We start from the raw sequence: 22254 nt of genomic DNA, 5'->3' as shown, positions 1-22254 counted from the left end.
CTCCCCCCGGAGAGCGTTGCGCGGCTGGGTCAGGCCGCGCGTCCACAGGCGGGCGCCGGTCCGGGGATATCGGCGTGAACGGTAGCGCCTGTGCCCGTCACGGTTCCGTGATCGGGCTCACAATGAACGAGTGGCATGGGCCGCAGACCGAGCCGCGCGAACAGCGCCTGGTCGCGCTCCACGTCCGGATTGCCGGTGGTCAGCAGCTTTTCTCCATAGAAGATCGAGTTGGCGCCGGCAGCGAAGCACAACGCCTGCAGTTCATCGCTCATGGCCTCGCGTCCGGCCGACAGCCGCACCATCGAACGCGGCATGGTGATGCGGGCCACCGCGATCATGCGCACGAACTCAAACGGATCCAGCTCGGCGGTGCCGGCCAGCGGGGTGCCGGTGACCTGGACCAGGCGGTTGATCGGTACCGAATCCGGGTGCGCAGGCAGGTTGGCCAGCGCCTGCAGCAGGCCAGCGCGCTGCGCACGGGTCTCGCCCATGCCGACGATGCCGCCGCAGCAGGTCTTCAGCCCCGCATCGCGGACGTGGCCGAGGGTGTCGAGCCGGTCCTGGTACTCGCGGGTCTGGATGACCTCGCCGTAGAACTCCGGCGCCGTGTCCAGGTTGTGGTTGTAGTAGTCCAGGCCGGCATCCTTCAGCGCCCCGGCCTGGTCCGGCGAGAGCATGCCCAGGGTGGCGCAGGTCTCCAGGCCCAGCGCCTTCACCCCGGCGATCATCTGCGCCACCTTCGGGATGTCGCGATCCTTCGGGCTGCGCCATGCCGCACCCATGCAGAAGCGCGAGGCGCCAGCGGCCTTGGCCTGGCGGGCCTTCTCGAGCACCTGCTCGGTTTCCATCAGCTTCGTGGCATCCACGCCGGTGTGGTAGCGCTGCGCCTGCGGGCAATAGCCACAGTCTTCCGGGCAGCCGCCGGTCTTCACCGACAGCAGGGTCGACACCTGCACCTCGGCCGCGTCGAAGTGCTCGCGGTGGACGCTGGCCGCCCGGAACAGCAGCTCGGGGAAGGGCAGGTCGAACAGCGCGAGCAGCTCGTCGCGATGCCAGTCATGGCGGATTTCCGAAGGCACGGCAGGTGTTTCCTGACAGCGGCGAAGGCCGGAGCCGGGCAGTCTGGAAAGCAGGCCACAGCCTGTCAACCCGGGACTCGCCCTTATGGTTTACAAGCCCTCCCTGCTGTCGTTCAGAACCGCGCTGGACAGCCTGGTCGGGCTCGCGGGGCGCGCATTGCCGCTGCACTGCCTGCTCTGCCGCGAGCCGGGCGAAGAAAGCCTGGACCTGTGCGGTGAATGCCGCCGGGTCCTGCCGGGCAACGGCAACGCCTGCCTGCGCTGCGCCCTGCCATTGCCCCTGCCGGCGGTCTGCGGCCACTGCCTGCGCCGGCCACCGCCGCTGCAGGCCACGCATGCGGCCTTCCTGTACCTGCCGCCGCTGGACCAGTTGCTGCCCCGTTTCAAGTTCCACCACGACCTGGCCGCGGGACGGCTGCTCGCGCAACTGATGGCGCATGCCTTCGCCGGCCTCGAACGGCCGCAGGCGCTGGTGCCGGTCCCGCTGCATCGCGGCCGGCTGCGCCGGCGCGGATACGACCAGGCCTTGGAACTGGCGAGGCCGATGGCCTCCACACTGCGCCTGCCCCTGCGCGCGGACCTGCTCCAGCGTGTCCAGGCCACCGCCGCGCAGTCAGAGCTTGATGCGGTGGCACGGCGACGCAACCTGCAGGGCGCTTTCCGCGTGGCCGACCACTGCGTGCCAAGCCATGTCGCGCTCGTCGATGACGTCATGACCACGGGTGCGACCCTGCATGCCGCGGCCGCGGCCCTGCGTCGCGCCGGGGTCGCACGGGTCGATGCCTGGGTCTGCGCGCGGACGCCCTAGGCGCCGCGATACGCGCATCCACCACCGGGCCGTCATTTGACAGTCGCCGACGCACAGGAGTATCCCGTGGGCCGGACCGGCACATCCGTCCGGCCGCAACTCCCTCATGACGCAGGAGGCAGCATGCAAGCGGGCACTGTCGACGAAGTACGACGCAGCTGGTGGGTTTCGGTCCTGTTCGGTCTCATCGGCATCGCCTTCGGCCTGCTCACCATGGCCAAGCCCTTCCAGGCGCTGGTCGCGATGGCCTGGGCCTTCGGCATCTTCGCCCTGGCCGACGGCATCGCCAGCGGCCTGGCGCTGTTCGACAAGCGCGTGGCGATCCCCAAGCCCTGGCTGCTGCTGTACTCGGTCGCCTCGATCGCCTTCGGCGTCATCGCCATCGGCAACCCGAAGGCCACCGCAGGCATCCTGTTCTTCATGCTTTCGTTCTGGCTGATCGTGGCCGGCATGTTCCGCATCGTCTTCGCGATCCGGGTGCGCAAGGAGATCGTCGGCGAATGGCTGATCGCGCTCAGCGGCGTACTGGCGATCGTGCTGGGCGTGGCGTTCCTGCGCAATCCGGCGATCGGCCTGTTCGCCACCGCGATCTGGATCGGCGCCGGTGCGCTGGTCTACGGGCTGCTGCAGGTGTTCGCGGGCTTGCGTTTCCGCAAGCATGCACCGCTGCCGGCCTGATCCATCCGACGTGTGCAGCGCCGGCGGTGATCCGCCGGCCCCATCCAAGACCTAGGAGTCCGTCATGTCCCGTGCCTGGTGGGTTTTCCTGCTGTATGGACTGTTTGCGATCGGGTTCGGCCTGTTCGCCCTGTTCCGCCCGCAATCGACCGTGTGGGTGATGCTGATGGCGTTCGGCCTGCTGGCGCTGGGCGATGGCGTGGTCAGCCTGCTGAGCGTGTTCCGCAAGGACGTGGCACTGCCCAACGGGTTGCTGCTGCTGTATGCCGTGGTCTCCATCGGCTTCGGCCTTCTGGCGCTGTTCAATCCGCAGATGGTGGCCACGGTGCTGGTCTGGCTGCTGGCGCTGTGGCTGATCTTCGCCGGCATCGCGCGCATCGTGTTCGCGGTACAGATGCGGCGCCTGGTCGAGGGCAACTGGCTGCTGGCGCTGAGCGGCGTACTGGCCGTCCTGCTGGGCATCCTGTTCCTGGCGCGCCCGAACCTGGGCGTGGCCGGCCTGGCCCTCTGGATCGGCATCGGTGCGCTGCTCTACGGCGTGCTGCAGCTGGCCCTGGCGTTCTACATGCGCAAGCGTGCGACGCGGCTTGTCGGGTGAGTAAGGGCGCCCCGGGGGGCCGCCACGGTCCTCCGGGTGCGCGCTGCGACACCGCCCCAGGCCTGCATCCGCACGCCATCCCATGAGCCCGGTCATCTCATCGCGGGTTCCAGCCCGCCCCGCAGGAGCCGCTGCACCCCCATCTCCTTTTCGGGAGCGGGCACGACCGCACCGCCCGCGCCGCGCAGCATCCCGTGATCACGATGCCCGTCGCGGACCGTTCCCCCGCCCTTACGTAAGGGCGTAGTGCGCGGCGATGCCGGCGAACACCGCCGCACCGATCCAGTTGTTGTGCAGGAACGCGCGAAAGCAGGGCTCGCGCTCGCGCCTGCGGGCGATCCAGAATTCCCAGGCGACCAGCACGGTCGCGACGCCGAGCGCGATCCAGTAATGCGTCCCCAGCTGCGCCTGGCGACCGACCAGTGCCAGCGCCAGCAGCGCCAACGCATAGAGCACGCCTTGCGCCACTAGGTCCAGGTCGCCGAACAGGATCGCGGTGGACTTCGAGCCCGCCCGCAGGTCGTCGTCCCGGTCGACCATCGCGTACCAGGTGTCGTAGGCGGTGGCCCAGAGGATGTTGGCGCAGTACAGCAGCCAGGCCAGCGCAGGCACTTCGCCCTGTACCGCGGCGAAGGCCATCGGGATGCCCCAGCCGAAGGCCATGCCCAGGTAGACCTGCGGCAGGTAGGTGTGGCGCTTCAGGTAGGGATAGGTGGCCGCCAGGAACAGGCCGGCGAAGCTCAGCCATACCGTCAGCCGGTTCAATGTCAGCACCAGCGCGAACGCAGCCAGCATCAGCACTGCGAACACCGCCAGCGCCTCGCGCCCGGACACCGCGCCGGTCGCCAGCGGGCGGTCCTTCGTGCGGTCGACCTGCGGATCGAGCCAGCGATCGGCGTAGTCGTTGATGACGCAGCCGGCCGAACGGGTCAGCCACACCCCGGCGGTGAACACGAACAGCGTCCACAGCGGCGGCACGCCACCTGCGGCCAGCCACAGCGCCCACCAGGTCGGCCACAGCAGCAGCAGCACGCCGATCGGCCGGTCGCCACGGACCAGTTTCCAGTACTGGCCCAGGCGTTCGCGCCAGCGCGGCACCCGCACCGGGATCGGGGATTCGTAGCGTTCGTAAGTCATCGCGGAAGGTTATCAGTCCCGCGCCGCAACCGGCCCCGCGTCGTGCACCGCGGGGACGTTTCGCTGCTGGCCCGCCGCGCAGGCGCATAATCCACGCCTGCCCCGACTCCGGAACCGTCCATGTCCCTGTCCGTCCAGATCGATGACCGCGTCCGCGTCGCCAACGACGCGCCATTCGTGCTGTTCGGCGGCCTCAACGTGCTCGAGGACCTGGATTCGACGCTGTTCGCGGCCGGTCACTACGTCGAGGTCACCCGCCGACTCGGCATCCCGTACGTGTTCAAGGCCTCGTTCGACAAGGCCAACCGCTCCTCGATCACCTCCTATCGCGGAGTCGGCCTTGATGAAGGGCTGCGCATCTTCGAGGAAGTGAAGCGCCGCTTTGGCGTGCCGGTGATCACCGACGTGCACGAACCGGCGCAGGCCGCGGCGGTGGGCGAGGTGGTCGACGTGCTGCAGATCCCGGCCTTCCTGGCCCGCCAGACCGACCTGGTCGACGCGATCGCGCGCACCGGGCGCGCGGTCAACATCAAGAAGCCGCAGTTCATCAGTCCGCCGCAGATGAAGCACATCGCCAGCAAGATCCGCGAAGCGGGCAACGAACGCATCATCCTGTGCGAGCGCGGCGCGCAGTTCGGCTACGACAACCTGGTGGTCGACATGCTGGGCTTCCGCGAGATGATCGAGGCGACCGGCGGGCTGCCGGCGATCTTCGACGTGACCCACAGCCTGCAGCGGCGCGAGTCAGGCAGCGAGGCTTCGGGCGGGCGCCGCCGGCAGGTGCTGGAACTGGCGCGCGCGGGCATGGCGGTCGGCCTGGCCGGCCTGTTCCTGGAAGCGCACCCGGACCCGGACCACGCGCGCTGCGACGGCCCCAGCGCGTTGCCCCTGGACAAGCTCGAGCCGTTCCTGGCGCAGATCAAGGCGCTCGACGACCTGGTCAAGCAGTTCGCGCCGCTGGAGATCCGCTGATCTGACAGCGTCCGCGCACGCGGCCCGAAGCCCTGCACGGGCGAATTCCGCTACAATGCCCGGCCACGCGCCCGTAGCTCAGCCGGATAGAGTAGTGGCTTCCGAAGCCATTGGTCGGGGGTTCGAATCCCTCCGGGCGCGCCATCTGCTTGTCTATTGAATGCCGGACTGGACGCGCCTTGCCGCATTCCCCGGACACCTGCTGCCCACGTAGACGCGCGCCGGGCCTGGCGCTGCCGTAGCGCACACAGCGTCCAGTCAACGCACGTCTTGCCGGGCGCGCCATCGGCAAGGGCACTGCGTGCTCGCCCGCGGCTTCGGGGCCATGGCCCCAGCACCCCCGGCATAGCCGGTATGCGCATCGCCCATAAGCCCTGAGCGCGGGCAGCGGGTACGCTTGTGCGTGCGCCAGGCCGGCGCTTCGTCTTTTGCGAGCGCCCGCATGAGTCCCGTCGATTCCGCCCCCACGCCCGATTTCCGCTCGCGCGAATTCCTGCTGGACCATGTGCGCCGCACGATGGCGTTCTACCACCCGCGCTGCATCGACCCGGCCGGCGGCTTCTTCCAGTTCTTCAAGGACGACGGCACGGTCTACGACCCGCATACCCGGCACCTGGTCAGCAGTACCCGCTTCGTCTTCAACTATTCGATGGCCTGGCAGGCATTCGGTGATCCGGCGTATCGCGACGCGGTGCGCCATGGGATTGCTTTCCTGCGCGACGCGCACCGCAATCCCGACACCGGCGGCTACGCGTGGGTGCTGCACGACGGACGGGTGCGCGACGCGACCAACCATTGCTATGGCCTGGCCTTCGTCGTACTGGCCTACGCCAAGGCGCTGGAAGCGGGTATGGAGGAAGCACGCACCTGGCTGGCCGAAACCTGGCAGTTGATGGAGCGACACTTCTGGGAGCCGGAGCACGGCCTCTACGCCGACGAAGCAACGGCCGACTGGAGGGTCTCGGAATACCGCGGCCAGAACGCGAACATGCACGCCTGCGAAGCCTGGCTGGCGGCCTTCGAGGCCAGCGGCGAACTCCGCTACCTGCAGCGCGCGCAATTGCTGGCCGCGAACATGAGCGGCCGCCAGGCCGCGCTCGCCGGTGGACTGGTCTGGGAGCACTACCGGCCCGACTGGTCGGTGGACTGGGACTACAACCGCGGTGACCGCAGCAACATCTTCCGTCCGTGGGGTTTCCAGCCCGGGCACCAGGTCGAGTGGGCCAAGCTGTTGCTGATCCTGGATCGCCACGCACCGGACGCCAGCCACCTGTCGCGTGCACGCGAACTTTTCGATCGCGCCGTGGCGATGGCCTGGGACGAACGCCACGGCGGGCTGGTCTACGGCAACGACGTGGAAGGCGGCTTCTACGACGAGGACAAGTACTTTTGGGTCCAGGCCGAAGCGCTGGCCACCGCCGCACTGCTCGCCGACCGCACCGGGGATCCGGGCTACTGGCAGTGGTACGACCGCCTCTGGGACTACAGCTGGACCCACTTCGTCGACCATGCGCATGGCGCCTGGTACCGCATCCTCGGCCCGGACAACCGCAAGCTCACCGACGAGAAGAGTCCAGCCGGGAAGACCGATTACCACACGATGGGCGCGTGCTACGAAGCGCTGAAGGCCGTGTGAGGTCGACGCAGCCAGATTGGGCAGCGACTGTAAGCGGGCATGACCGCGACACCGACACACTCGAGATCGCACGTGCCGACGGCTGCAACGCGATGGATGCTCTGGCTGCCATGTAACTGTCACGCCATCGGGCATCCGACGTTCTCGTGGCTGCAACGCCGCCGGTGTCGCGGTCATGCCCGCTCCTACATCTACAGCGCGGCGGTGTTGGTGCAGCCTCTCGCTATCGTGGCTAGCCTTGCACGGGATTGGCAGCCAGCAGCGCGTCGACCTCGCTCCTGCCAGGCGCATGCGCGCCCGGCCGGGTGCAGGCGGCCGCCGCAGCGGCAGCGGCGAAACGTACATGTGCTGGCAGGCCGGCATCCGGACGCTGCAGTCGACTGGCCAGGAATCCGCCGATGCAGGCGTCGCCCGCGCCGACGGTATCGGCCACGGCGACCTTGAAGGCCGGCTGCTCGAAAACGCCCCCATCGGGCGCATAGGCCGTCATGCCATCGGCGCCGCGCGTGTACAGCACGGTTGCGCGCGGGGCGAGCGCATGCACGCGATCCAACGCATCGACCGTGGCCAAGGCCGGATAGATGTGGCGCAGGTCCTCGTCCGAGACCTTGATCGTGTCGGCCAGCGTGGCCATGCGCTCGAACAGCGGCGGGTAATCCGCATCCATCAGGTTGCGACAGTTCGGATCGAAGCTGACCGGCACGCCGGCCGCATGCAGCAGTTCGGCGAGCGCGAGCAGTCGCGCCCCCAACGGCTGCCGCACCAGGCTGATGCAGCCGAAGTGAGCGAACTCGCACGCCTGCTGCCACCCATCCGGCAGCAGCGCCGCGTCGAAGCCCAGGTCGGACTCGCCGACGAAGAAGTACTGCGGCGGATCGAGCTGGTGGACCAGGGCCAGCAGTGGTGATCGCCGCACCACCTGCCAGAAGCGCGCATCCAGTCCGGCCTCGCGCGACAGGGCGAGGATGCGCTGGCCGAACAGGTCCTCGCCGACCGACCCCCCCCACCCGGTCGGCGCGCCGAGCGTGGACGCCACCCGCGCGACATTCCAGCAGGCACCGCCCGGCACGCTGTGCCAGGTCGAATCACCCGTGCGCATGAGGTCGGTCAGCGCCTCGCCGAAAACGACCAGGCGGGGCAGGGCGGTGGCATCGCTTTCGCGCATGCGCGGATCAGGCTTCGGGTGCGACTGCCGGTGCCGCGACCGCCGCCGGCGCATGGCGCCCAAGCAGGCCTGACTTCACCAGCAACCCGTAGCAGGCGATCCAGCCGTAGCACACCATCGGCACCAGCAAGGCCAGCGCCAGGCCGATCCGGTCGGCCACCACGCCGGTCAGCAAGGGGATCACCGCGCCGCCGACGATCGCCAGGCACAGGATGCCGGAAGCGCCGGGCGTGTCTTCTCCCAGGCCGTCGATGGACAACGTGAAGATGGTCGGGAACATCACCGAGTTGAACAGGCCGATCGAAAGGATCGCCACCGCCGCGGCGGTGCCTTCGAGCATGGTCGCCGCCAGCAGCGCAAGCAACCCGGCGCCGATCGCGCACGCCGCCAGCACCAGGCCCGGCGAGACGAAGCGCAGCACCCACGCGCCGATGAAACGGCCGACCATCGCCAGGCCCCAGTACACCGCGATCAGGTTGCCGGCGGCGTGCTCGGAATTCGTCGCCCCGACCATGATCAGGTAGTTGACCAGCGCGCTGCCGATCGCGACTTCGGCACCGACGTACAGGAAGATCGACAGGGCGCCCAGGCTGACCCGCGGGATACCGAGCAGGCGCAGATAGTCGCTGCTTCCGACCGGGCGCACCGCCGGGACCGGCGAGCGGCGCAGCCACCAGCACAGCGCGGCCAGGCCCGCCAGCACCGCGGCGATGATCATGTACGGCACGCGCACATGGCTGGCCTGCTCCACGCGGAACGCTTCCAGTGCCGGGCCGCTCAGGCCGGCGGCCGGTTCGGACACGCCGGCGGCCAGGATCATCGCCGAGCCGAACAGCGGGCCGATCATCGTGCCGAACGAGTTGAACGCCTGGGCCAGGGTCAGCCGGCTGTGCGCGCGGGCCGGATCGCCGAGCCCGGCGGCCAGCGGATTGGCCGCCACCTGCACCAGGGTGATGCCGCCGGCGAGCACGAACAGTGCGGCGAGGAAGCCCGGGTACCAGCCCATCGACGCGGCCGGCGCGAACAGCAGGCAGCCGCTGGCCATGATCACCAGGCCAATGACGATCCCGCGCAGGTACCCGATCCGGCTGACCAGCAGGCCTGCGGGAATGGAGACCACGAAGTAGGCGAGGAAGAAGCAGAACTGGGTCAGCATCGCCTCGGTGTAGTTCAGCGAGAACGTCGCCTTGAGCTTGGGGATCAGCACGTCCACCAGCACCGTGCAGAAGCCCCAGGCGAAGAACAGCGCGATCACCAGCGGCAGCAGCCGCGAGGAGCCGCTGGCGGGCGCGCCGGCGGCGCCGGAATCGTGTGAGTGATTGACGTGCATCGATGCTGCCTCCCCGGCGTGTCGAAGGCGCCGATCATGGCGCATCCGCGCGCGTTCTTCTGCATATGCCACACGGCGGGGCGGCGCATGGCCGTGCGGAATACCCGCCTTCATCCGGCGCCAACGCCGGTAGCGACACGCTGGCCACCCTCCACCCGTCGATGGAACCCGCCATGAGCCGCCTGATCCCGTGCAGCCTCGCCCTGGCCACCTGCCTGCTCGCCACCGCGTGCGCCGGCCCGCAGATCGCCGGCGTCCAACCCATCGACGGGGTGATCTCCGGCCAGTGCCACACCGACATGGTCCGCGGCGCGGTCGGCCTGGCTGCCTCGGATGCGACCATCCAGCGTGCGCGAGTGGACAGCGACAGCACCGAGCTGCAGGTGGTACGCGGCGCTTCGGACCGGGCGGGTTCGGCAACGCTGCCCGAAGCCCAGGAGAGCTCCGCCGGAGGCAGCCGCCTGACCGTGGAGACCGGCCGCAACAATGCGATCACCGCGCTGCGCTGCGGCTGACCGGCGCAGCACCCGCCGTCAACGTCCGGTCGGACGCCGGGGGCGGCGGTGCGCACGCCGCAGGAACGCGAGCGCCGCCTGCTCCCACTGGCGCTGGCCCCGGCAGCGTTCGGCGACGCCCTGCAACGCGCCCTGGCGCCAGCCGTCGATCACCGCCGGATCGATATAGGCGCTGCGGCAGACCGCCGGGGTATTGCCCAGCTCGTCGGCAACCGCGCGCACCACTCCGGTCAGCAGGCGCGCGCACTCGCGCTCGGCCGCGGGCACGTCGTCCAGCGCCGCAAGACCGCGCATCGCCGCCAGCGTGCCGCCCCAGGTACGGAAGTCCTTCGCGGTGAAGGCCTCGCCCATGGCCTGGCGCAGGTATTCGTTGACCTCGCTGGATTGCACCGGGACCAGCTCGCCCGCGTCGTCGCGGTACTGGAACAGGTTCTGCCCGGGCAGTTCGCGGCAGCGCCGCATCAGCCCGACCAGCCGGCGGTCGTCCAGCACCGCCTCCTGCGGCTGGCCGCCTTTTCCGCGGAAGGCGATCCGCGCGCGGCCACCGGCGAGGAACTCGACATGGCGGTTGCGCAGCGTGGTCAACCCGTAGGATCGGTTCTGCCGACGATAGGCGTCGTTGCCGATCCGCAGCAGGGTCTCGTCCATCACCGCGACTACAATTGCCAGGACCTTCCCGCGCGGATGGCCCTGCAGAGCCAGGTCGCTGCGCAACCGCCGACGCAGCGCCGGCAGCGCCTGGCCGAAGGCGACGATCCGCTCGAACTTGCCCGCGCCCCGATGCCGGGCCCACTCCGGGTGGTAGCGATACTGCTTGCGCCCGCGCGCATCGCGGCCGGTCGCCTGCAGGTGGCCGCGAGGATCGGCGCAGATCCACACGTCCTGCCAGGCCGGCGGAATGGCCAGGGCCCTGATCCTCGCCAGCGTGCGCGCATCGCGGACCACGGTCCCCTGGGCATTGCGGTAACCGAAGCCACGCCCGTGCCGACGGCGCCGGATGCCGGCCGAGCCATCGACCACGTGGACGAGGCCGGCGCGGCCGGCATCATCGGTGGCATCGGTGCTGTTCGGAGAGGAGGCTGGAGACACGATCCAGGCGCTTGGCGGCGGGCAATCCAGTCTGGGCACCGTCATGCGGCGAGCGCGTCAAGGCCATCCCTGCGTCCTTAACGGTTAACGCATCGCGAATGTCGGCTGCGGCAAGCTTGGGCCATCACTCGAGGGAGTCGCCCATGACCACACGTACGACCCGCCTGCTGCTGCCGCTCGCCCTGCTCGCCGCGCTCGGCGCCTGTTCGGCCGGAAGCCCATCGGAAGACGACGGTGCCGAGCAGGAGCAGGCGCTCACCGCCGCGCAACAGGCCGCCGAATCCGCCGCTACGCCGCCCGCAGGCCCGGTCGACGCCGCCCCGCCGCCGCCGATGGAGTGCGATGCCACCCAGCTGCAAGGACTGGTCGGCCAGGTGCTGGAAGAGAGCGCAACCGAACAGGCCCGCACGGACGCCGGCGCCAAGAGCGTGCGGGTGCTCAAGCCCGGCGACATGGTCACGATGGAATTCGACAGCGAACGGCTGAGCATCGAAGTCGACGCAGCGGGCAAGATCACCTCGCTCCGCTGCGGCTGAGCCCTTCCCGGCAGGCGTGTCCTGCAACCGTCGTCGCCACCGGCTGACGGTTGCAGTTGCATGTATTTTCCCTGTGCGCGGTGCTGTTGCGGCACCGCAACACTTGTGCTTTAGTCGGGAATCCGGCGGCAATCTGGTGGCGCAAGTTTCGAAAGAAACCGTGTGCGGTGCCGCCTTCGCTCGCGTCCGGGCGTCAGCACCCCGCACGCATGTTCGTCGAGGCACAGATGGCCCCCCGCAACCGCCAAGGGCTCCCGGTAGAGCATGCGCTCCAGGGGACGCACGGGCTCTACGACCCCAATTCCGAGCGTGATGCCTGCGGCTTCGGCATGATCGCCCAGCTCGACGACCAGCCTTCGCGCGCGCTCGTCGACACCGCGATCGCCGCGCTCTCGCGCATGACCCACCGCGGTGGCGTTGCCGCCGACGGGCTGACCGGTGACGGTTGCGGCCTGCTGATCCGCAAACCGGCGCCTTTCCTGCGCGCGCTGGCGCACGAGGCCCACATCGCGCTGGGCGCGAATGACCAGTTCGCCGCCGGCCTGGTATTCCTGCCCCACGACGAAGCCCAGGCCGCGCAGTGTCGCGAGACCCTGGAATCGGAACTGCATCGGGTCGGCGTCGCGGTGAAGGGCTGGCGCCTGGTGCCTACCGACGAAAGCGTCTGCGGCCAGCTGGCCCGCGACACCCTGCCGGCAATCCAGCAGTTGTTCGTCGAGGCCGGACAGGGCCAGTCCGAGGACGCGTTCACCCTGGCCCTGTTCCTGGCCCGCCGCCGCAGCGAGCAACGCCTGCGCGCGATCGGCGATTTCTACGTCGTCTCACTGTCGCCGCATTCGATCGGCTACAAGGGCATGGTCCTGCCCGACAAGCTGTCCCGGTTCTTCGTCGACCTGCAGCGTGCGGACCTGGCCTCCAGCGCCATTGTCTTCCACCAGCGTTTCTCGACCAACACGCTGCCGCGCTGGCCGCTGGCGCATCCGTTCCGGATGCTCGCCCACAACGGCGAGATCAACACCATCGAAGGCAACCGCCGCTGGGCGCAGGCCCGCGGCAAGGTGTGGAAGACGCCGAAGTTCGACATCGCCGAACTCGAACCGGTCATCTCGATGCACGGCTCGGACTCGCAGAGCCTGGACAACATGCTCGAGCTGCTGGTGTCCGGCGGCATGGAACTGATCCAGGCGCTGCGCATCCTGGTCCCGCCGGCGACCCAGTCGCTGGAGTTCAAGGATCCGGACCTGGCCGCGTTCTACGAGTTCTACGGCCTCAACACCGAGCCGTGGGACGGCCCAGCCGGCATCGTTTCCCTGGATTCGCGCTACGCGGCCTGCACGCTGGACCGCAACGGCCTGCGTCCGTCGCGCTGGCTGCTGACCTCCGACCGCCACTTCATCGTCGCCAGCGAAGCCGGCGTCTGGGAAGTGCCGACGGAACGCATCGTGCGCAAGGGCAAGCTTGGCCCCGGCGAGATGATCGCGATCGACCTCAAGCGCGGCGACCTGCTCGACTCCGAGGCGGTGGACCGGATCAACCGCGGCCGCGCGCCGTACAAGCAGTGGCTGCACCAGGGCGTCACCTACCTGCAGACCGAGCTGATCGATCCGTCGCTGGCCGAAGAACCCTTCGACGAGAAGACGCTGCGCAGCTACCACAAGCTGTTCCAGCTCAGCACCGAGGAAGTGGAACTGGTGCTGCGGCCGATGGCCGAGACCGAGCAGGAAGCGACCGGCTCGATGGGCGACGACACGCCGATGGCGGTGCTGAGCCAACGCAACCGGCCGCTGTACGACTACTTCCGCCAGGCGTTCGCGCAGGTCACCAACCCGCCGATCGATCCGCTGCGCGAAGACTGCGTGATGTCGCTGGCCACCCAGCTGGGCCGGGAGACCAACATCTTCCACGCCGGCCCGGAGACGGTGAACCACATCATCCTCAACTCGCCGGTGCTCAGCCAACGCAAGCTGCGCCAGCTGATGGTGATGCCGCAGTACAAGGACAAGAACCGGCTGATCGACCTGTCGTACGGGCTCGAAGAAGGCCTCAAGGCGGGCATCGAGAGGATCTGCCGCGAAGCCGAGCAGGCCGTGCGCGACGGCATCGTGCTGCTGCTGCTGTCCGACCGCTACCCGGTACCGGAGCGTCCGATGGTGCACGCTTTGCTGGCCACCGGCGCCGTCCACCACCACCTGTGCAAGGTCGGCCTGCGCTGCGACGCCAACCTGGTCATCGAGACCGGCACCGCGCGCGATGCGCACCACATGGCCTGCCTGCTCGGCAACGGCGCCACTGCGGTGTATCCGTACCTGTCGTACCAGACCCTGTTCGACATGGGCCGGCGCGGCATCCTGCAGCTGAAGAAGGGCGGCGAGACCGCCCAGGTCGGCCGCAGCTACCGCAAGGGCGTCTACAAGGGCCTGTCCAAGATCATCTCGAAGATGGGGATCGCGACGATCGCCAGCTATCGCGGCGCGCAGCTGTTCGAGATCGTCGGCCTGGAGGACGAGGTCGTCGAGCTGTGCTTCGGCGGCACGCCGTCGCGCGTGGGCGGCGCCGGCTTCGAGCGCCTGGACCGCGATGCCCGCGAGCTGCAGGCGGCGGCCTGGAACGACCTGAAGAAGCCCGAGGTCGGGGGGCTGATCAAGTACGTCCACGGCGGCGAGTACCACATGTACAACCCGGACGTGGTCATGACCCTGCAGCGCGCCACGCGCACGGGCGAGACCTCCGACTGGAACGCCTATGCGGACGCGGTGCATGCGCGCCCGCCGTCGGCGCTGCGCGACCTGCTGCAGCTGCGCAAGGCGGACACGCCGACGCCGCTCGAGGAGGTCGCCCCGGCATCGGACCTGCTGCGTCGCTTCGACACCGCCGCGATTTCGCTGGGCGCGCTTTCGCCGGAAGCCCACGAGGCGCTGGCCATCGCCATGAACCGGCTGGGCGGGCGTAGCAACTCCGGTGAAGGTGGCGAAGATCCAATCCGCTACGGCACCGAGAAGCGCTCGAAGATCAAGCAGGTCGCCTCCGGCCGGTTCGGCGTGACGCCCGAGTACCTGGTCAACGCCGAAGTGCTGCAGATCAAGGTCGCGCAGGGCGCCAAGCCGGGCGAGGGCGGGCAGCTGCCCGGGCACAAGGTCAACGAACTGATCGCGCGCCTGCGTTACGCGCGGCCGGGCATCGGCCTGATCAGCCCGCCGCCGCACCACGACATCTATTCGATCGAAGACCTGGCCCAGCTGATCTACGACCTCAAGCAGGTCAATCCGCAGGCGCTGGTGTCGGTGAAGCTGGTCTCGCATGCGGGCGTGGGCACCATTGCCGCGGGCGTGGTCAAGGCCGGCGCCGACCTGATCACCGTGTCCGGCCACGACGGCGGCACCGGCGCCAGCCCGATCAGCTCGATCCGCTACGCGGGCGGTCCGTGGGAACTGGGCGTGGCCGAGTCGCACCAGGCACTGGTCGCCAACGACCTGCGCGACCGCACCATCCTGCAGACCGACGGCGGCCTCAAGACCGGCCTGGACGTGGTCAAGGCGGCCCTGCTCGGTGCCGACAGCTTCGGCTTCGGCACCGGCCCGATGATCGTGCTGGGCTGCAAGTACCTGCGCATCTGCCACCTCAACAACTGCGCCACCGGCGTGGCCACGCAGGACGAGCGCCTGCGCGCCGAGCACTTCACCGGCCTGCCCGAGCGCGTGGAGAACTTCTTCCGCCTGCTGTCGGAGGAAGTGCGGCAGTGGCTGTCGTACCTGGGCGTGCGCTCGCTGGACGAGATCGTCGGCCGCACCGACCTGCTGCGGCAGATCGATGTCGCGCCGCGCGAAGGCGTGCGCGTGGACCTGTCGCGGCTGCTGCATCCGGCGCCGCGCGACGAGGACCGCTGTACCGCCGCGCGCCTGTACGAATCGCCGGACAGCCTGGCGACCCAGCTCGACATCCAGCTGGCCGACGCGATCGCCCACAAGACCGGCGGCGAGCACCGCTACCTGATCCACAACACCGATCGCAGCATCGGCTCGCGCCTGTCGGGCGCGATCGCCAAGGCGCACGGCAACCACGGCATGGACGCTTCGCCGATCACCCTGCACTTCCGCGGCACGTCCGGGCAGAGCTTCGGCGCATTCAACGCCGGCGGCCTACACCTGGAGCTGGAGGGCGAAGCCAACGACTACGTCGGCAAGGGCATGGCCGGCGGCCGCCTGGTGGTGCGCCCGCCGCGCGCGGCGCGCTACGAGGCGCGCAGCACGCCGATCCTCGGCAACACCTGCCTGTACGGCGCCACCGGTGGGGAACTCTATGCGGCCGGCCGCGCCGGCGAGCGCTTCGCGGTGCGCAATTCCGGCGCGCTGGCGGTGATCGAAGGCGCCGGCGACCACTGCTGCGAGTACATGACCGGCGGCGTGGTGCTGGTGCTGGGCCGCGTGGGCCTCAACTTCGGTGCCGGCTTCACCGGTGGCCTGGCCTACGTGCTCGACCAGGACCGCGATTTCGTCGACCGCTACAACCACGAGCTGATCGACATCCACCGGATCAGCCCGGAGGGTTTCGAGAACTACCGCCAGCACCTGCACCGCCTGGTCAGCCGCCACCGCGAACTGACCGGTAGCATCTGGGCGCAGCAGGTCCTGGACGAGTTCCGCGATTACGTCGGCAAGTTCTGGCTGGTGAAGCCCAAGGCCGCCAGCATCGAATCGCTGGCCGACACGCTGCGGAGAGCGGCATGACGGGCGCCGCTTCCATGCTCCGCATAGAAGCTCCCGCAGTTTGCGTCGCAAACTGCGGGCCCCACTTCGCTCTTCCGATCCCCGCCCCTTCGGGGCGCCCCCTTACCAAGGCGGCTTTCCTCCAGTCGGGTCTACGAATTATCAGGTCGCTCCCGCGCAGGCGGGAGCCTAGTGACTTCAGCCGCCACGCACGAAAACACGTGGCCTCCTGAAGCCAACGACAAGCCAAGTCACTGGGTGCCCGCCTACGCGGGGACGACGAGCGAGATTCCCATGAGCCGCAAGCAAGTTTTCCAGTTCCTCGACCTGCCGCGCGAGATGCCGCGCAGGATCCCGCTCGAGTTGCGCACGTCCGGCGACTGGGGGGAGCTGTACGGCAAGTTCGGCCTGGCCGAAGCGCAGCACCAGTCGGGACGCTGCCTGGATTGCGGCAACCCGTACTGCAGCTGGAAGTGCCCGGTGCACAACGCCATCCCGCAGTGGCTGCAGCTGGTCCAGGAGAACCGCATCCTCGAGGCGGCCGAGCTGTGCCACTCGACCAACCCGCTGCCGGAAGTGTGTGGCCGCGTCTGCCCGCAGGACCGCCTGTGCGAAGGCAGCTGCACGCTCAACGACGGCTTCGGCGCGGTCACCATCGGCGCGGTCGAGAAGTACATCGTCGACACCGCCTTCGCCCAGGGCTGGCGCCCGGACCTGTCCGAGGTCGTGCCGACCGGCAGGCGCGTGGCGGTGATCGGCGCCGGTCCGGCCGGGATCGGCTGCGCCGACAGGCTCGCGCGGGCCGGCATCCAGGCGGTGGTCTACGACCGTTATGAACAGATCGGCGGCCTGCTCCAGTTCGGGATTCCCACCTTCAAGCTGGACAAGGCGGTGATCGCCAAGCGCCGCGAGGTGCTGGAGGGCATGGGCATCGAGTTCCGCCTTGGCGTTGAGATCGGGCGCGACGTGAGCATCGAGCAGCTGCTGGAGGAATACGACGCGGTGTTCCTCGGGACCGGCGCATACCGCTATACCGACGGCGGCCTGCCCGGACAGGACGGCGAAGGCGTGCTGCCGGCGCTGCCGTTCCTGGTGCAGAACGGGCGCATCGTCGCCGGCAATGATCCGTGGGGCCGGCCGATCGCCGGCTGGGAAGACAAGATCCAGCTACCCGACCTGGCCGGCAAGCGCGTGGTCGTGCTTGGTGGCGGCGATACCGGCATGGACTGCGTGCGCAGCGCGATCCGCCTGGGTGCAGGCAAGGTCACCTGCGCCTACCGTCGCGACGAGGCGTCGATGCCCGGCTCGGCGCGCGAAGTCGGCAACGCGCGCGAGGAAGGCGTGCGCTTCCTGTTCAACCGCCAGCCGCTGGCGGTGGAGACCGACGCGGACAACCGCGTCACCGGCGTGCGCATGGTCGAGACCCGGCTGGGCGAACCGGATGCGCGCGGCCGCCGCAACGCGGTCGCGATCGAGGGTAGCGAGTCGGTGATCGCCGCCGACGTGGTCGTCATCGCGTTCGGCTTCTCGCCGGAAGTGCCCGAGTGGATGTCGACGCTGGGCATCGAGGGCACGCCGAACGGGCGGATCGTGGCAGGCGGCAGCGATCGCCTGCCGTACCAGACCAGCCATCCGCGCGTGTTCGCCGGCGGCGATGCGGTGCGCGGCGCCGACCTGGTGGTCACTGCGGTAGCCGAGGGGCGCGATGCGGCGCAGGCCATCGTCGAGTTGCTGGCCCAGGTGGCCACGCCTGCCGGACCGGTCGCGGCCTGAGCGGTTGCGGGGCGCGGAGTCCGACGAGGCCGCGGAAACCGCGGCCTTTCTTTTGCGCTTTCCGGCGTCCGGGACGACGTCCCGCCGCTCCGGACGCCGGAGGAGACAGGTATGCCTGAGTGGGGAGAAACTCCGGTCAGGCCGCCATGTCCAGGACGATGCGGCCTTCGATCTCGCCCCGGTGCATGCGAGCGAAAATTTCGTTGATGTTCTCCAGCCGGTCGGCGGCCACGGTCGCGGCGACCTTGCCCTGCGCGGCGAACTCCAGCGACTCCTGCAGGTCCAGGCGGGTGCCGACGATCGAGCCACGCACCGTGATCCCGTTGAGCACCATGCCGAAGATGTCGAGCGGGAAGCTGCCCGGTGGCAGCCCGACCAGCGACACCGTGCCGCCGCGGCGCATCATTCCCATGGCCTGCTCGAAGGCCCTGGGCGACACCGCGGTGACCAGCGCCCCATGCGCACCGCCGATCTCCTTTTTCAGGAACGCCGCCGGATCGGTGGTGCGCGCGTTGACCACCGCGGTCGCGCCCAGCCGTCGTGCCAGCGCGAGCTTGTCGTCGTCCACATCCACGGCGGCCACGTTCAGGCCCATGGCCCTGGCGTACTGCACGGCCATGTGGCCCAGGCCGCCGATGCCGGAGATGACCACCCACTCGCCGGGGCGTGCGTCGGTCATCTTCAGGCCCTTGTAGACGGTGACGCCCGCGCACAGTACCGGCGCGATCTCGAGGAAACCGACTTCGGCGGGCAGGTGGCCCACGTAGCCGGCATTGGCCAGTGCGTACTGGGCGAAGCCGCCGTTGACCGAGTAACCCGTGTTCTGCTGCGTCTCGCACAGCGTTTCCCAGCCGCCGAGGCAGTGCTCGCAGTGGCCACAGGCCGAGTAAAGCCAGGGAATGCCGACCCGGTCGCCTTCGCGCACGTGGCTGACGCCCGCGCCGACCGCGACCACGTGGCCCACGCCTTCGTGGCCGGGGATGAACGGCGGATTCGGCTTGACCGGCCAGTCGCCCTCGGCGGCGTGCAGGTCGGTATGGCACACACCGCAGGCGGCGATCTCCACCAGCACTTCGCCCGGACCCGGGCGCGGCACGACGACTTCCTCGATCACCAGCGGCTGGCCGAAGCCGCGCACCACGGCGGCCTTCATCGTCCTGTCCATGCGCGATCCTCGCGGGAGGTTGTGGGGGATTCCACCCTATACCTGCGGGGTTACCGTTGCGTTGATCAGGCTCAAGCCGGCTGCCAGCGCGGCCCCGGTGCCGCAGGACAACTCTGCTACGATCCAGGCGCATCCACCCGAGCGGGAGTTCTGCGATGGACCATACGTTCCTCTGGGGCGTCATCGCCCTGGCTTGCGGCACGGTAATGATCGTCTACGGCTCCACCATGTTCCGGGTGGTACTTGCCTTCGCCGGCTTCTACATCGGCTTTGGCGTGGTGTCGGCCGTGCTCGGCACGATCGGCGGCGGACCCACTCCGGCGATCCAGACCATCATCGCGATCATCCTGGGCGCGGCGCTGGGTGGCGTGCTGTATTCGTTCGCCTCCCTGGCCATCTATGCCGCCGGCGCGATCCTCGGCCTGGTCGTGGCGTTGTTCTTCGCTTCGCTGGTCGGCATCGGCGGCAGCTGGCTGCTGACCGTGCTCGCGCTGGCCGGCGTGGGTGCAGGCGCATTCGGCGGCCGCTACCTCGGCCAATGGCTCACGATCCTGTCGTCGGCGGTCGCGGGCGCCTACTTCAGCGTCACCGGCCTGGCCCTGATCTTCGGCGCGCAGGCCGCCAACGGGATGATGCCGGTGAACTCGCGCACGCTGGTGGTGTTCGCGCTGCTGGCGGTGATCAGCTTCCTGGCCCAGGCGCGCACCCGTAACCTGCGTCGCAGCGGCGCGTTCATCCGCTGACGGCAGGCCCGGTCGCATGCCGGGCCGATCGCAGCCCCCACGCGTGCATGCCGCCACGCACGCGGCTGGTTCCGCGCGTCGCGCGCGCACGCCACAATCGCGGCAATGAGCGAATCCACCCTCCGTCGCCTGCTGCGCGACCAGTCCCTGTCCGCCATCGCCGCGGGTTTCGTGACCGTACTGGTGGGCTTCGCCAGCTCGGTGGCGATCGTGTTCCAGGCGGCGCAATCGCTGGGTGCCACGCCCGCGCAGACCGCCTCGTGGATGTGGGCGCTGGGCATCGGCATGGGCCTGAGCTGCGTGCTCCTGTCGCTGCGCTGGAAGATGCCGGTGGTCACCGCCTGGTCGACGCCCGGCGCGGCGATGCTGGTGGCGAGCGCATCGGGCGTGCCGATGGAACAGGCGGTCGCCGGCTTCCTGCTCGCCGCGCTGCTGGTCGTGATAGCGGGCTTCTCCGGGATCTTCGAACGCATGCTCGGCCGGATCCCGCTGTCGCTGGCCTCCGGGATGCTCGCCGGCGTACTGCTGCGCTTCGGCCTGGATGCGTTCGGCGCGATCCAAGGCCAACCTCTGCTGGTGCTGGCGATGCTGGCCACCTGGCTCGCGGCGCGGCGCTGGTGGCCGCGTTACGCGGTGATCCTAACCTTGCTGGTCGGCGTGGCCATCGCCTGGGGATCGGGCCTGATGCAGGACGGCAGGCTCGCACTGGAACTGGCGCGACCGGTATGGACTACGCCGCATTTCAGCGCGGCCGCGGTATTGAGCGTGGCGCTGCCGCTGTTCGTGGTGACCATGGCCTCGCAGAACGTGCCCGGCATCGCCGTGATCCGTGCCTCTGGCTATGCGGTGCCGGTTTCGTCGGCGATCGGCTGGACCGGAGTGGCGACGCTGGTGCTGGCACCATTCGGTGCGTTCTCGCTGAACCTGGCGGCGATCACCGCGGCGATCTGCATGGGCCCGGAAGCGCACCCGGACCCGGCGCGCCGGTACATGGCCGCGGTCTGGGCCGGCCTGTTCTACCTGCTCATCGGCGTGTTCGGTGCGACCGTCGCCGCGTTGCTTGCCGCGTTCCCGTACGAGCTGGTGGTGGCGATCGCCGGCATCGCGCTGCTGGGCACGCTCGGTGGCAGCCTCGCCACCGCGTTGCGCGAGGACGACGAGCGCGAGGCGGCGCTGGTCACCTTCCTTGTTACCGCATCGGGCCTGGCCATGCTCGGCATCGGCGCCGCGTTCTGGGGGCTGGTGGCCGGCGTGATCGTGCGCCTGGGGCTGAAGCGCGGCCCGTCCCGGAGCTGACACGCGCGGCGCGGCGGCGCAGGTCATCGCATCGTCCTGCGTGGCGGGCATGGCGAAGTGCGATGGACGATGACGCGGCCGGGTGCGCCTGCTGGCCCCGCGCAGCACCCGGTTAGACTGGCTCTCCCCACCTCACTCGGAACGCCGTCCATGCGCCTGGGCCTCGCCGCCAACCGCCTGCACCACGCCACCGAGGACGCCGCGCTGTTCCGCTGGCTGCGCGCCAGCGCGGCTGGCATCCGCGAGCTGGACATCGAGCTGCATGCGGTGGGCCGCACCCACGACGCGATTGCCGCCGCCGGCATGCTCGCCGGGCATGGCGGGCTGAAGCGCTATCCCTATGGACGCGAAGGCGGGCTGATGAAGCTGGTCGCCGAAGTCGTGGGCATGGAGGGCGATGCGCGCACGCTGGATGGCGCGATCTACCTGATCGATCCGGTCGATCCATCCTCGATCTTCCCCGAAGCGGTGGCGCTCAAGCGCCAGTGCGTGATCCACGGCAAGCCCTTCATCTCCACCGTGGCCAGCGCGCGCGACTGGATCGAGAACGAACGTATCCATGCCGGCCTGGTGCCGGATCCCGGCGCCGAACGCTTCCATGCCTTCGAGTCGCAGACGCTGGCGCTGATCGCCCACGATGCGATGAAGCCGCAGATGCTGGCGTTTGCGTCGGAAAACTACGACGTACTGTCACGCTTCGCCCGGCGCGTGGCCACCGGCACCACCGGCCAGCGCCTCAATGAAATGGCCTGGAGCCGCGGCTGGCCGCAGGACACGCCCTGGGTGCACCGCTTCCTCAGCGGTCCCATGGGTGGCGACGCACAGATCGCCGACCTGGTCCTGGCGCACCAGTGCCAGCGCGCGGTGTTCTTCGAGGATCCACACGTCGCGCGCCAGCACGAGGCCGACATCCAGTTGCTCGAGCGCGCCGTGACCACGGTGACCGACGAGGCGGTGTGCATCACCTCGCCCGCGGTCGCCGCGCGCTGGGTCGCCGCCGCACGCACGCACGCTTCGCGCGCCGCCTGAAG

At 69.4% G+C, this 22254-nt stretch carries 18 protein-coding genes and 1 tRNA gene; 13 read left to right on the top strand and 6 right to left on the bottom strand.

The window, feature by feature from the left end; translation table 11 throughout:
* Positions 1–29: 29 nt before the first annotated feature.
* Positions 30–1079, bottom strand: a complete 1050-nt coding sequence (bioB, locus tag CSC65_RS09390) for a biotin synthase BioB (RefSeq protein ID WP_162410313.1) — start codon at positions 1077–1079, stop codon at positions 30–32.
* A gap of 85 nt (positions 1080–1164) precedes the next feature.
* On the opposite strand from bioB, the gene CSC65_RS09385 reads away from it, so the two are divergent.
* From CSC65_RS09385 to CSC65_RS09375, 3 genes are all read left to right on the top strand, one after another.
* Positions 1165–1887: a double zinc ribbon domain-containing protein gene (locus tag CSC65_RS09385; protein WP_162410312.1), complete on the top strand. Its 723-nt coding sequence runs from the start codon at positions 1165–1167 to the stop codon at positions 1885–1887.
* A gap of 123 nt (positions 1888–2010) precedes the next feature.
* Positions 2011–2565, top strand: coding sequence for an HdeD family acid-resistance protein (locus tag CSC65_RS09380; protein WP_162410311.1), 555 nt, complete (start codon positions 2011–2013; stop codon positions 2563–2565).
* Positions 2566–2629: 64 nt separating this feature from the next.
* Positions 2630–3163, top strand: a complete 534-nt coding sequence (locus CSC65_RS09375; RefSeq protein WP_162410310.1) for an HdeD family acid-resistance protein — start codon at positions 2630–2632, stop codon at positions 3161–3163.
* A 231-nt stretch (positions 3164–3394) separates the two neighbouring features.
* Here CSC65_RS09375 and ubiA read toward each other — a convergent pair whose 3' ends face one another.
* On the bottom strand, positions 3395–4300 hold the full coding sequence (gene ubiA / locus CSC65_RS09370) for a 4-hydroxybenzoate octaprenyltransferase (RefSeq protein ID WP_162410309.1): 906 nt from the start codon (positions 4298–4300) through the stop codon (positions 3395–3397).
* 120 nt (positions 4301–4420) lie between these two features.
* Between ubiA and kdsA the strand changes: the two genes are divergently transcribed.
* From kdsA to CSC65_RS09355, 3 genes are all read left to right on the top strand, one after another.
* Positions 4421–5272: a 3-deoxy-8-phosphooctulonate synthase gene (kdsA, locus tag CSC65_RS09365; RefSeq protein WP_162410308.1), complete on the top strand. Its 852-nt coding sequence runs from the start codon at positions 4421–4423 to the stop codon at positions 5270–5272.
* 67 nt (positions 5273–5339) lie between these two features.
* Positions 5340–5416 (top strand) — tRNA-Arg (locus CSC65_RS09360).
* A 298-nt stretch (positions 5417–5714) separates the two neighbouring features.
* Positions 5715–6908, top strand: coding sequence for an AGE family epimerase/isomerase (locus CSC65_RS09355; protein ID WP_162410307.1), 1194 nt, complete (start codon positions 5715–5717; stop codon positions 6906–6908).
* A 232-nt stretch (positions 6909–7140) separates the two neighbouring features.
* On the opposite strand, the gene CSC65_RS09350 is transcribed toward CSC65_RS09355, so the two are convergent.
* Both CSC65_RS09350 and CSC65_RS09345 read right to left on the bottom strand, forming a co-directional pair.
* Positions 7141–8073, bottom strand: coding sequence for a carbohydrate kinase family protein (locus tag CSC65_RS09350; RefSeq protein ID WP_162410306.1), 933 nt, complete (start codon positions 8071–8073; stop codon positions 7141–7143).
* A 7-nt stretch (positions 8074–8080) separates the two neighbouring features.
* Positions 8081–9403 carry a sugar MFS transporter gene (locus tag CSC65_RS09345; RefSeq protein WP_162410305.1) on the bottom strand — a complete coding sequence of 441 codons (1323 nt, stop codon included), beginning with the start codon at positions 9401–9403 and terminating at the stop codon, positions 8081–8083.
* 182 nt (positions 9404–9585) lie between these two features.
* Here CSC65_RS09345 and CSC65_RS09340 point away from each other — a divergent pair, with 182 nt between their 5' ends.
* Complete coding sequence (locus tag CSC65_RS09340; RefSeq protein WP_425501343.1) at positions 9586–9918, top strand: hypothetical protein; 333 nt, start codon at positions 9586–9588, stop codon at positions 9916–9918.
* 18 nt (positions 9919–9936) lie between these two features.
* On the opposite strand, the gene CSC65_RS09335 is transcribed toward CSC65_RS09340, so the two are convergent.
* On the bottom strand, positions 9937–11052 hold the full coding sequence (locus CSC65_RS09335) for a DNA topoisomerase IB (RefSeq protein ID WP_162410303.1): 1116 nt from the start codon (positions 11050–11052) through the stop codon (positions 9937–9939).
* A gap of 98 nt (positions 11053–11150) precedes the next feature.
* Here CSC65_RS09335 and CSC65_RS09330 point away from each other — a divergent pair, with 98 nt between their 5' ends.
* The 3 genes from CSC65_RS09330 (at position 11151) to CSC65_RS09320 (ending at position 18019) form a co-directional block, all read left to right on the top strand.
* Positions 11151–11543 carry an I78 family peptidase inhibitor gene (locus CSC65_RS09330; protein WP_162410302.1) on the top strand — a complete coding sequence of 131 codons (393 nt, stop codon included), beginning with the start codon at positions 11151–11153 and terminating at the stop codon, positions 11541–11543.
* Between the two features lie 227 nt (positions 11544–11770).
* On the top strand, positions 11771–16267 hold the full coding sequence (gene gltB, locus CSC65_RS09325; RefSeq protein WP_162410301.1) for a glutamate synthase large subunit: 4497 nt from the start codon (positions 11771–11773) through the stop codon (positions 16265–16267).
* A 273-nt stretch (positions 16268–16540) separates the two neighbouring features.
* On the top strand, positions 16541–18019 hold the full coding sequence (locus CSC65_RS09320) for an FAD-dependent oxidoreductase (protein ID WP_162410300.1): 1479 nt from the start codon (positions 16541–16543) through the stop codon (positions 18017–18019).
* A gap of 136 nt (positions 18020–18155) precedes the next feature.
* Here the strand turns inward: CSC65_RS09320 and adhP are convergent, their stop codons facing one another.
* Positions 18156–19184, bottom strand: coding sequence for an alcohol dehydrogenase AdhP (adhP, locus tag CSC65_RS09315; protein WP_162410299.1), 1029 nt, complete (start codon positions 19182–19184; stop codon positions 18156–18158).
* Positions 19185–19339: 155 nt separating this feature from the next.
* On the opposite strand from adhP, the gene CSC65_RS09310 reads away from it, so the two are divergent.
* From CSC65_RS09310 to CSC65_RS09300, 3 genes are all read left to right on the top strand, one after another.
* Positions 19340–19927 (top strand): TM7S3/TM198-like domain-containing protein, encoded by a 588-nt coding sequence (locus CSC65_RS09310; RefSeq protein WP_162410298.1) that lies wholly within the window; start codon positions 19340–19342, stop codon positions 19925–19927.
* Positions 19928–20032: 105 nt separating this feature from the next.
* Positions 20033–21223 (top strand): benzoate/H(+) symporter BenE family transporter, encoded by a 1191-nt coding sequence (locus CSC65_RS09305; protein ID WP_162410297.1) that lies wholly within the window; start codon positions 20033–20035, stop codon positions 21221–21223.
* Positions 21224–21373: 150 nt separating this feature from the next.
* On the top strand, positions 21374–22252 hold the full coding sequence (locus CSC65_RS09300) for a methylglyoxal synthase (protein ID WP_162410296.1): 879 nt from the start codon (positions 21374–21376) through the stop codon (positions 22250–22252).
* Positions 22253–22254: the final 2 nt, after the last annotated feature.

It is taken from the genome of Pseudoxanthomonas daejeonensis (assembly GCF_010093205.1).
Lineage (GTDB): Bacteria > Pseudomonadota > Gammaproteobacteria > Xanthomonadales > Xanthomonadaceae > Pseudoxanthomonas > Pseudoxanthomonas daejeonensis.
This window is presented reverse-complemented; position numbering and strand designations above follow the sequence as displayed.

Coding starts and splice junctions, on each gene's coding strand:
- adhP (WP_162410299.1), bottom strand. CDS start 19,184: ATGGACAGGACGATGAAGGCCGCCGTGGTGCGCGGCTTCGGCCAGCCG.
- CSC65_RS09330 (WP_162410302.1), top strand. CDS start 11,151: ATGACCACACGTACGACCCGCCTGCTGCTGCCGCTCGCCCTGCTCGCC.
- CSC65_RS09350 (WP_162410306.1), bottom strand. CDS start 8,073: ATGCGCGAAAGCGATGCCACCGCCCTGCCCCGCCTGGTCGTTTTCGGC.
- CSC65_RS09375 (WP_162410310.1), top strand. CDS start 2,630: ATGTCCCGTGCCTGGTGGGTTTTCCTGCTGTATGGACTGTTTGCGATC.
- CSC65_RS09355 (WP_162410307.1), top strand. CDS start 5,715: ATGAGTCCCGTCGATTCCGCCCCCACGCCCGATTTCCGCTCGCGCGAA.
- CSC65_RS09335 (WP_162410303.1), bottom strand. CDS start 11,052: ATGACGGTGCCCAGACTGGATTGCCCGCCGCCAAGCGCCTGGATCGTG.
- CSC65_RS09385 (WP_162410312.1), top strand. CDS start 1,165: ATGGTTTACAAGCCCTCCCTGCTGTCGTTCAGAACCGCGCTGGACAGC.
- ubiA (WP_162410309.1), bottom strand. CDS start 4,300: ATGACTTACGAACGCTACGAATCCCCGATCCCGGTGCGGGTGCCGCGC.
- CSC65_RS09300 (WP_162410296.1), top strand. CDS start 21,374: ATGCGCCTGGGCCTCGCCGCCAACCGCCTGCACCACGCCACCGAGGAC.
- CSC65_RS09305 (WP_162410297.1), top strand. CDS start 20,033: ATGAGCGAATCCACCCTCCGTCGCCTGCTGCGCGACCAGTCCCTGTCC.
- CSC65_RS09310 (WP_162410298.1), top strand. CDS start 19,340: ATGGACCATACGTTCCTCTGGGGCGTCATCGCCCTGGCTTGCGGCACG.
- CSC65_RS09320 (WP_162410300.1), top strand. CDS start 16,541: ATGAGCCGCAAGCAAGTTTTCCAGTTCCTCGACCTGCCGCGCGAGATG.
- gltB (WP_162410301.1), top strand. CDS start 11,771: ATGGCCCCCCGCAACCGCCAAGGGCTCCCGGTAGAGCATGCGCTCCAG.
- CSC65_RS09380 (WP_162410311.1), top strand. CDS start 2,011: ATGCAAGCGGGCACTGTCGACGAAGTACGACGCAGCTGGTGGGTTTCG.
- CSC65_RS09345 (WP_162410305.1), bottom strand. CDS start 9,403: ATGCACGTCAATCACTCACACGATTCCGGCGCCGCCGGCGCGCCCGCC.
- kdsA (WP_162410308.1), top strand. CDS start 4,421: ATGTCCCTGTCCGTCCAGATCGATGACCGCGTCCGCGTCGCCAACGAC.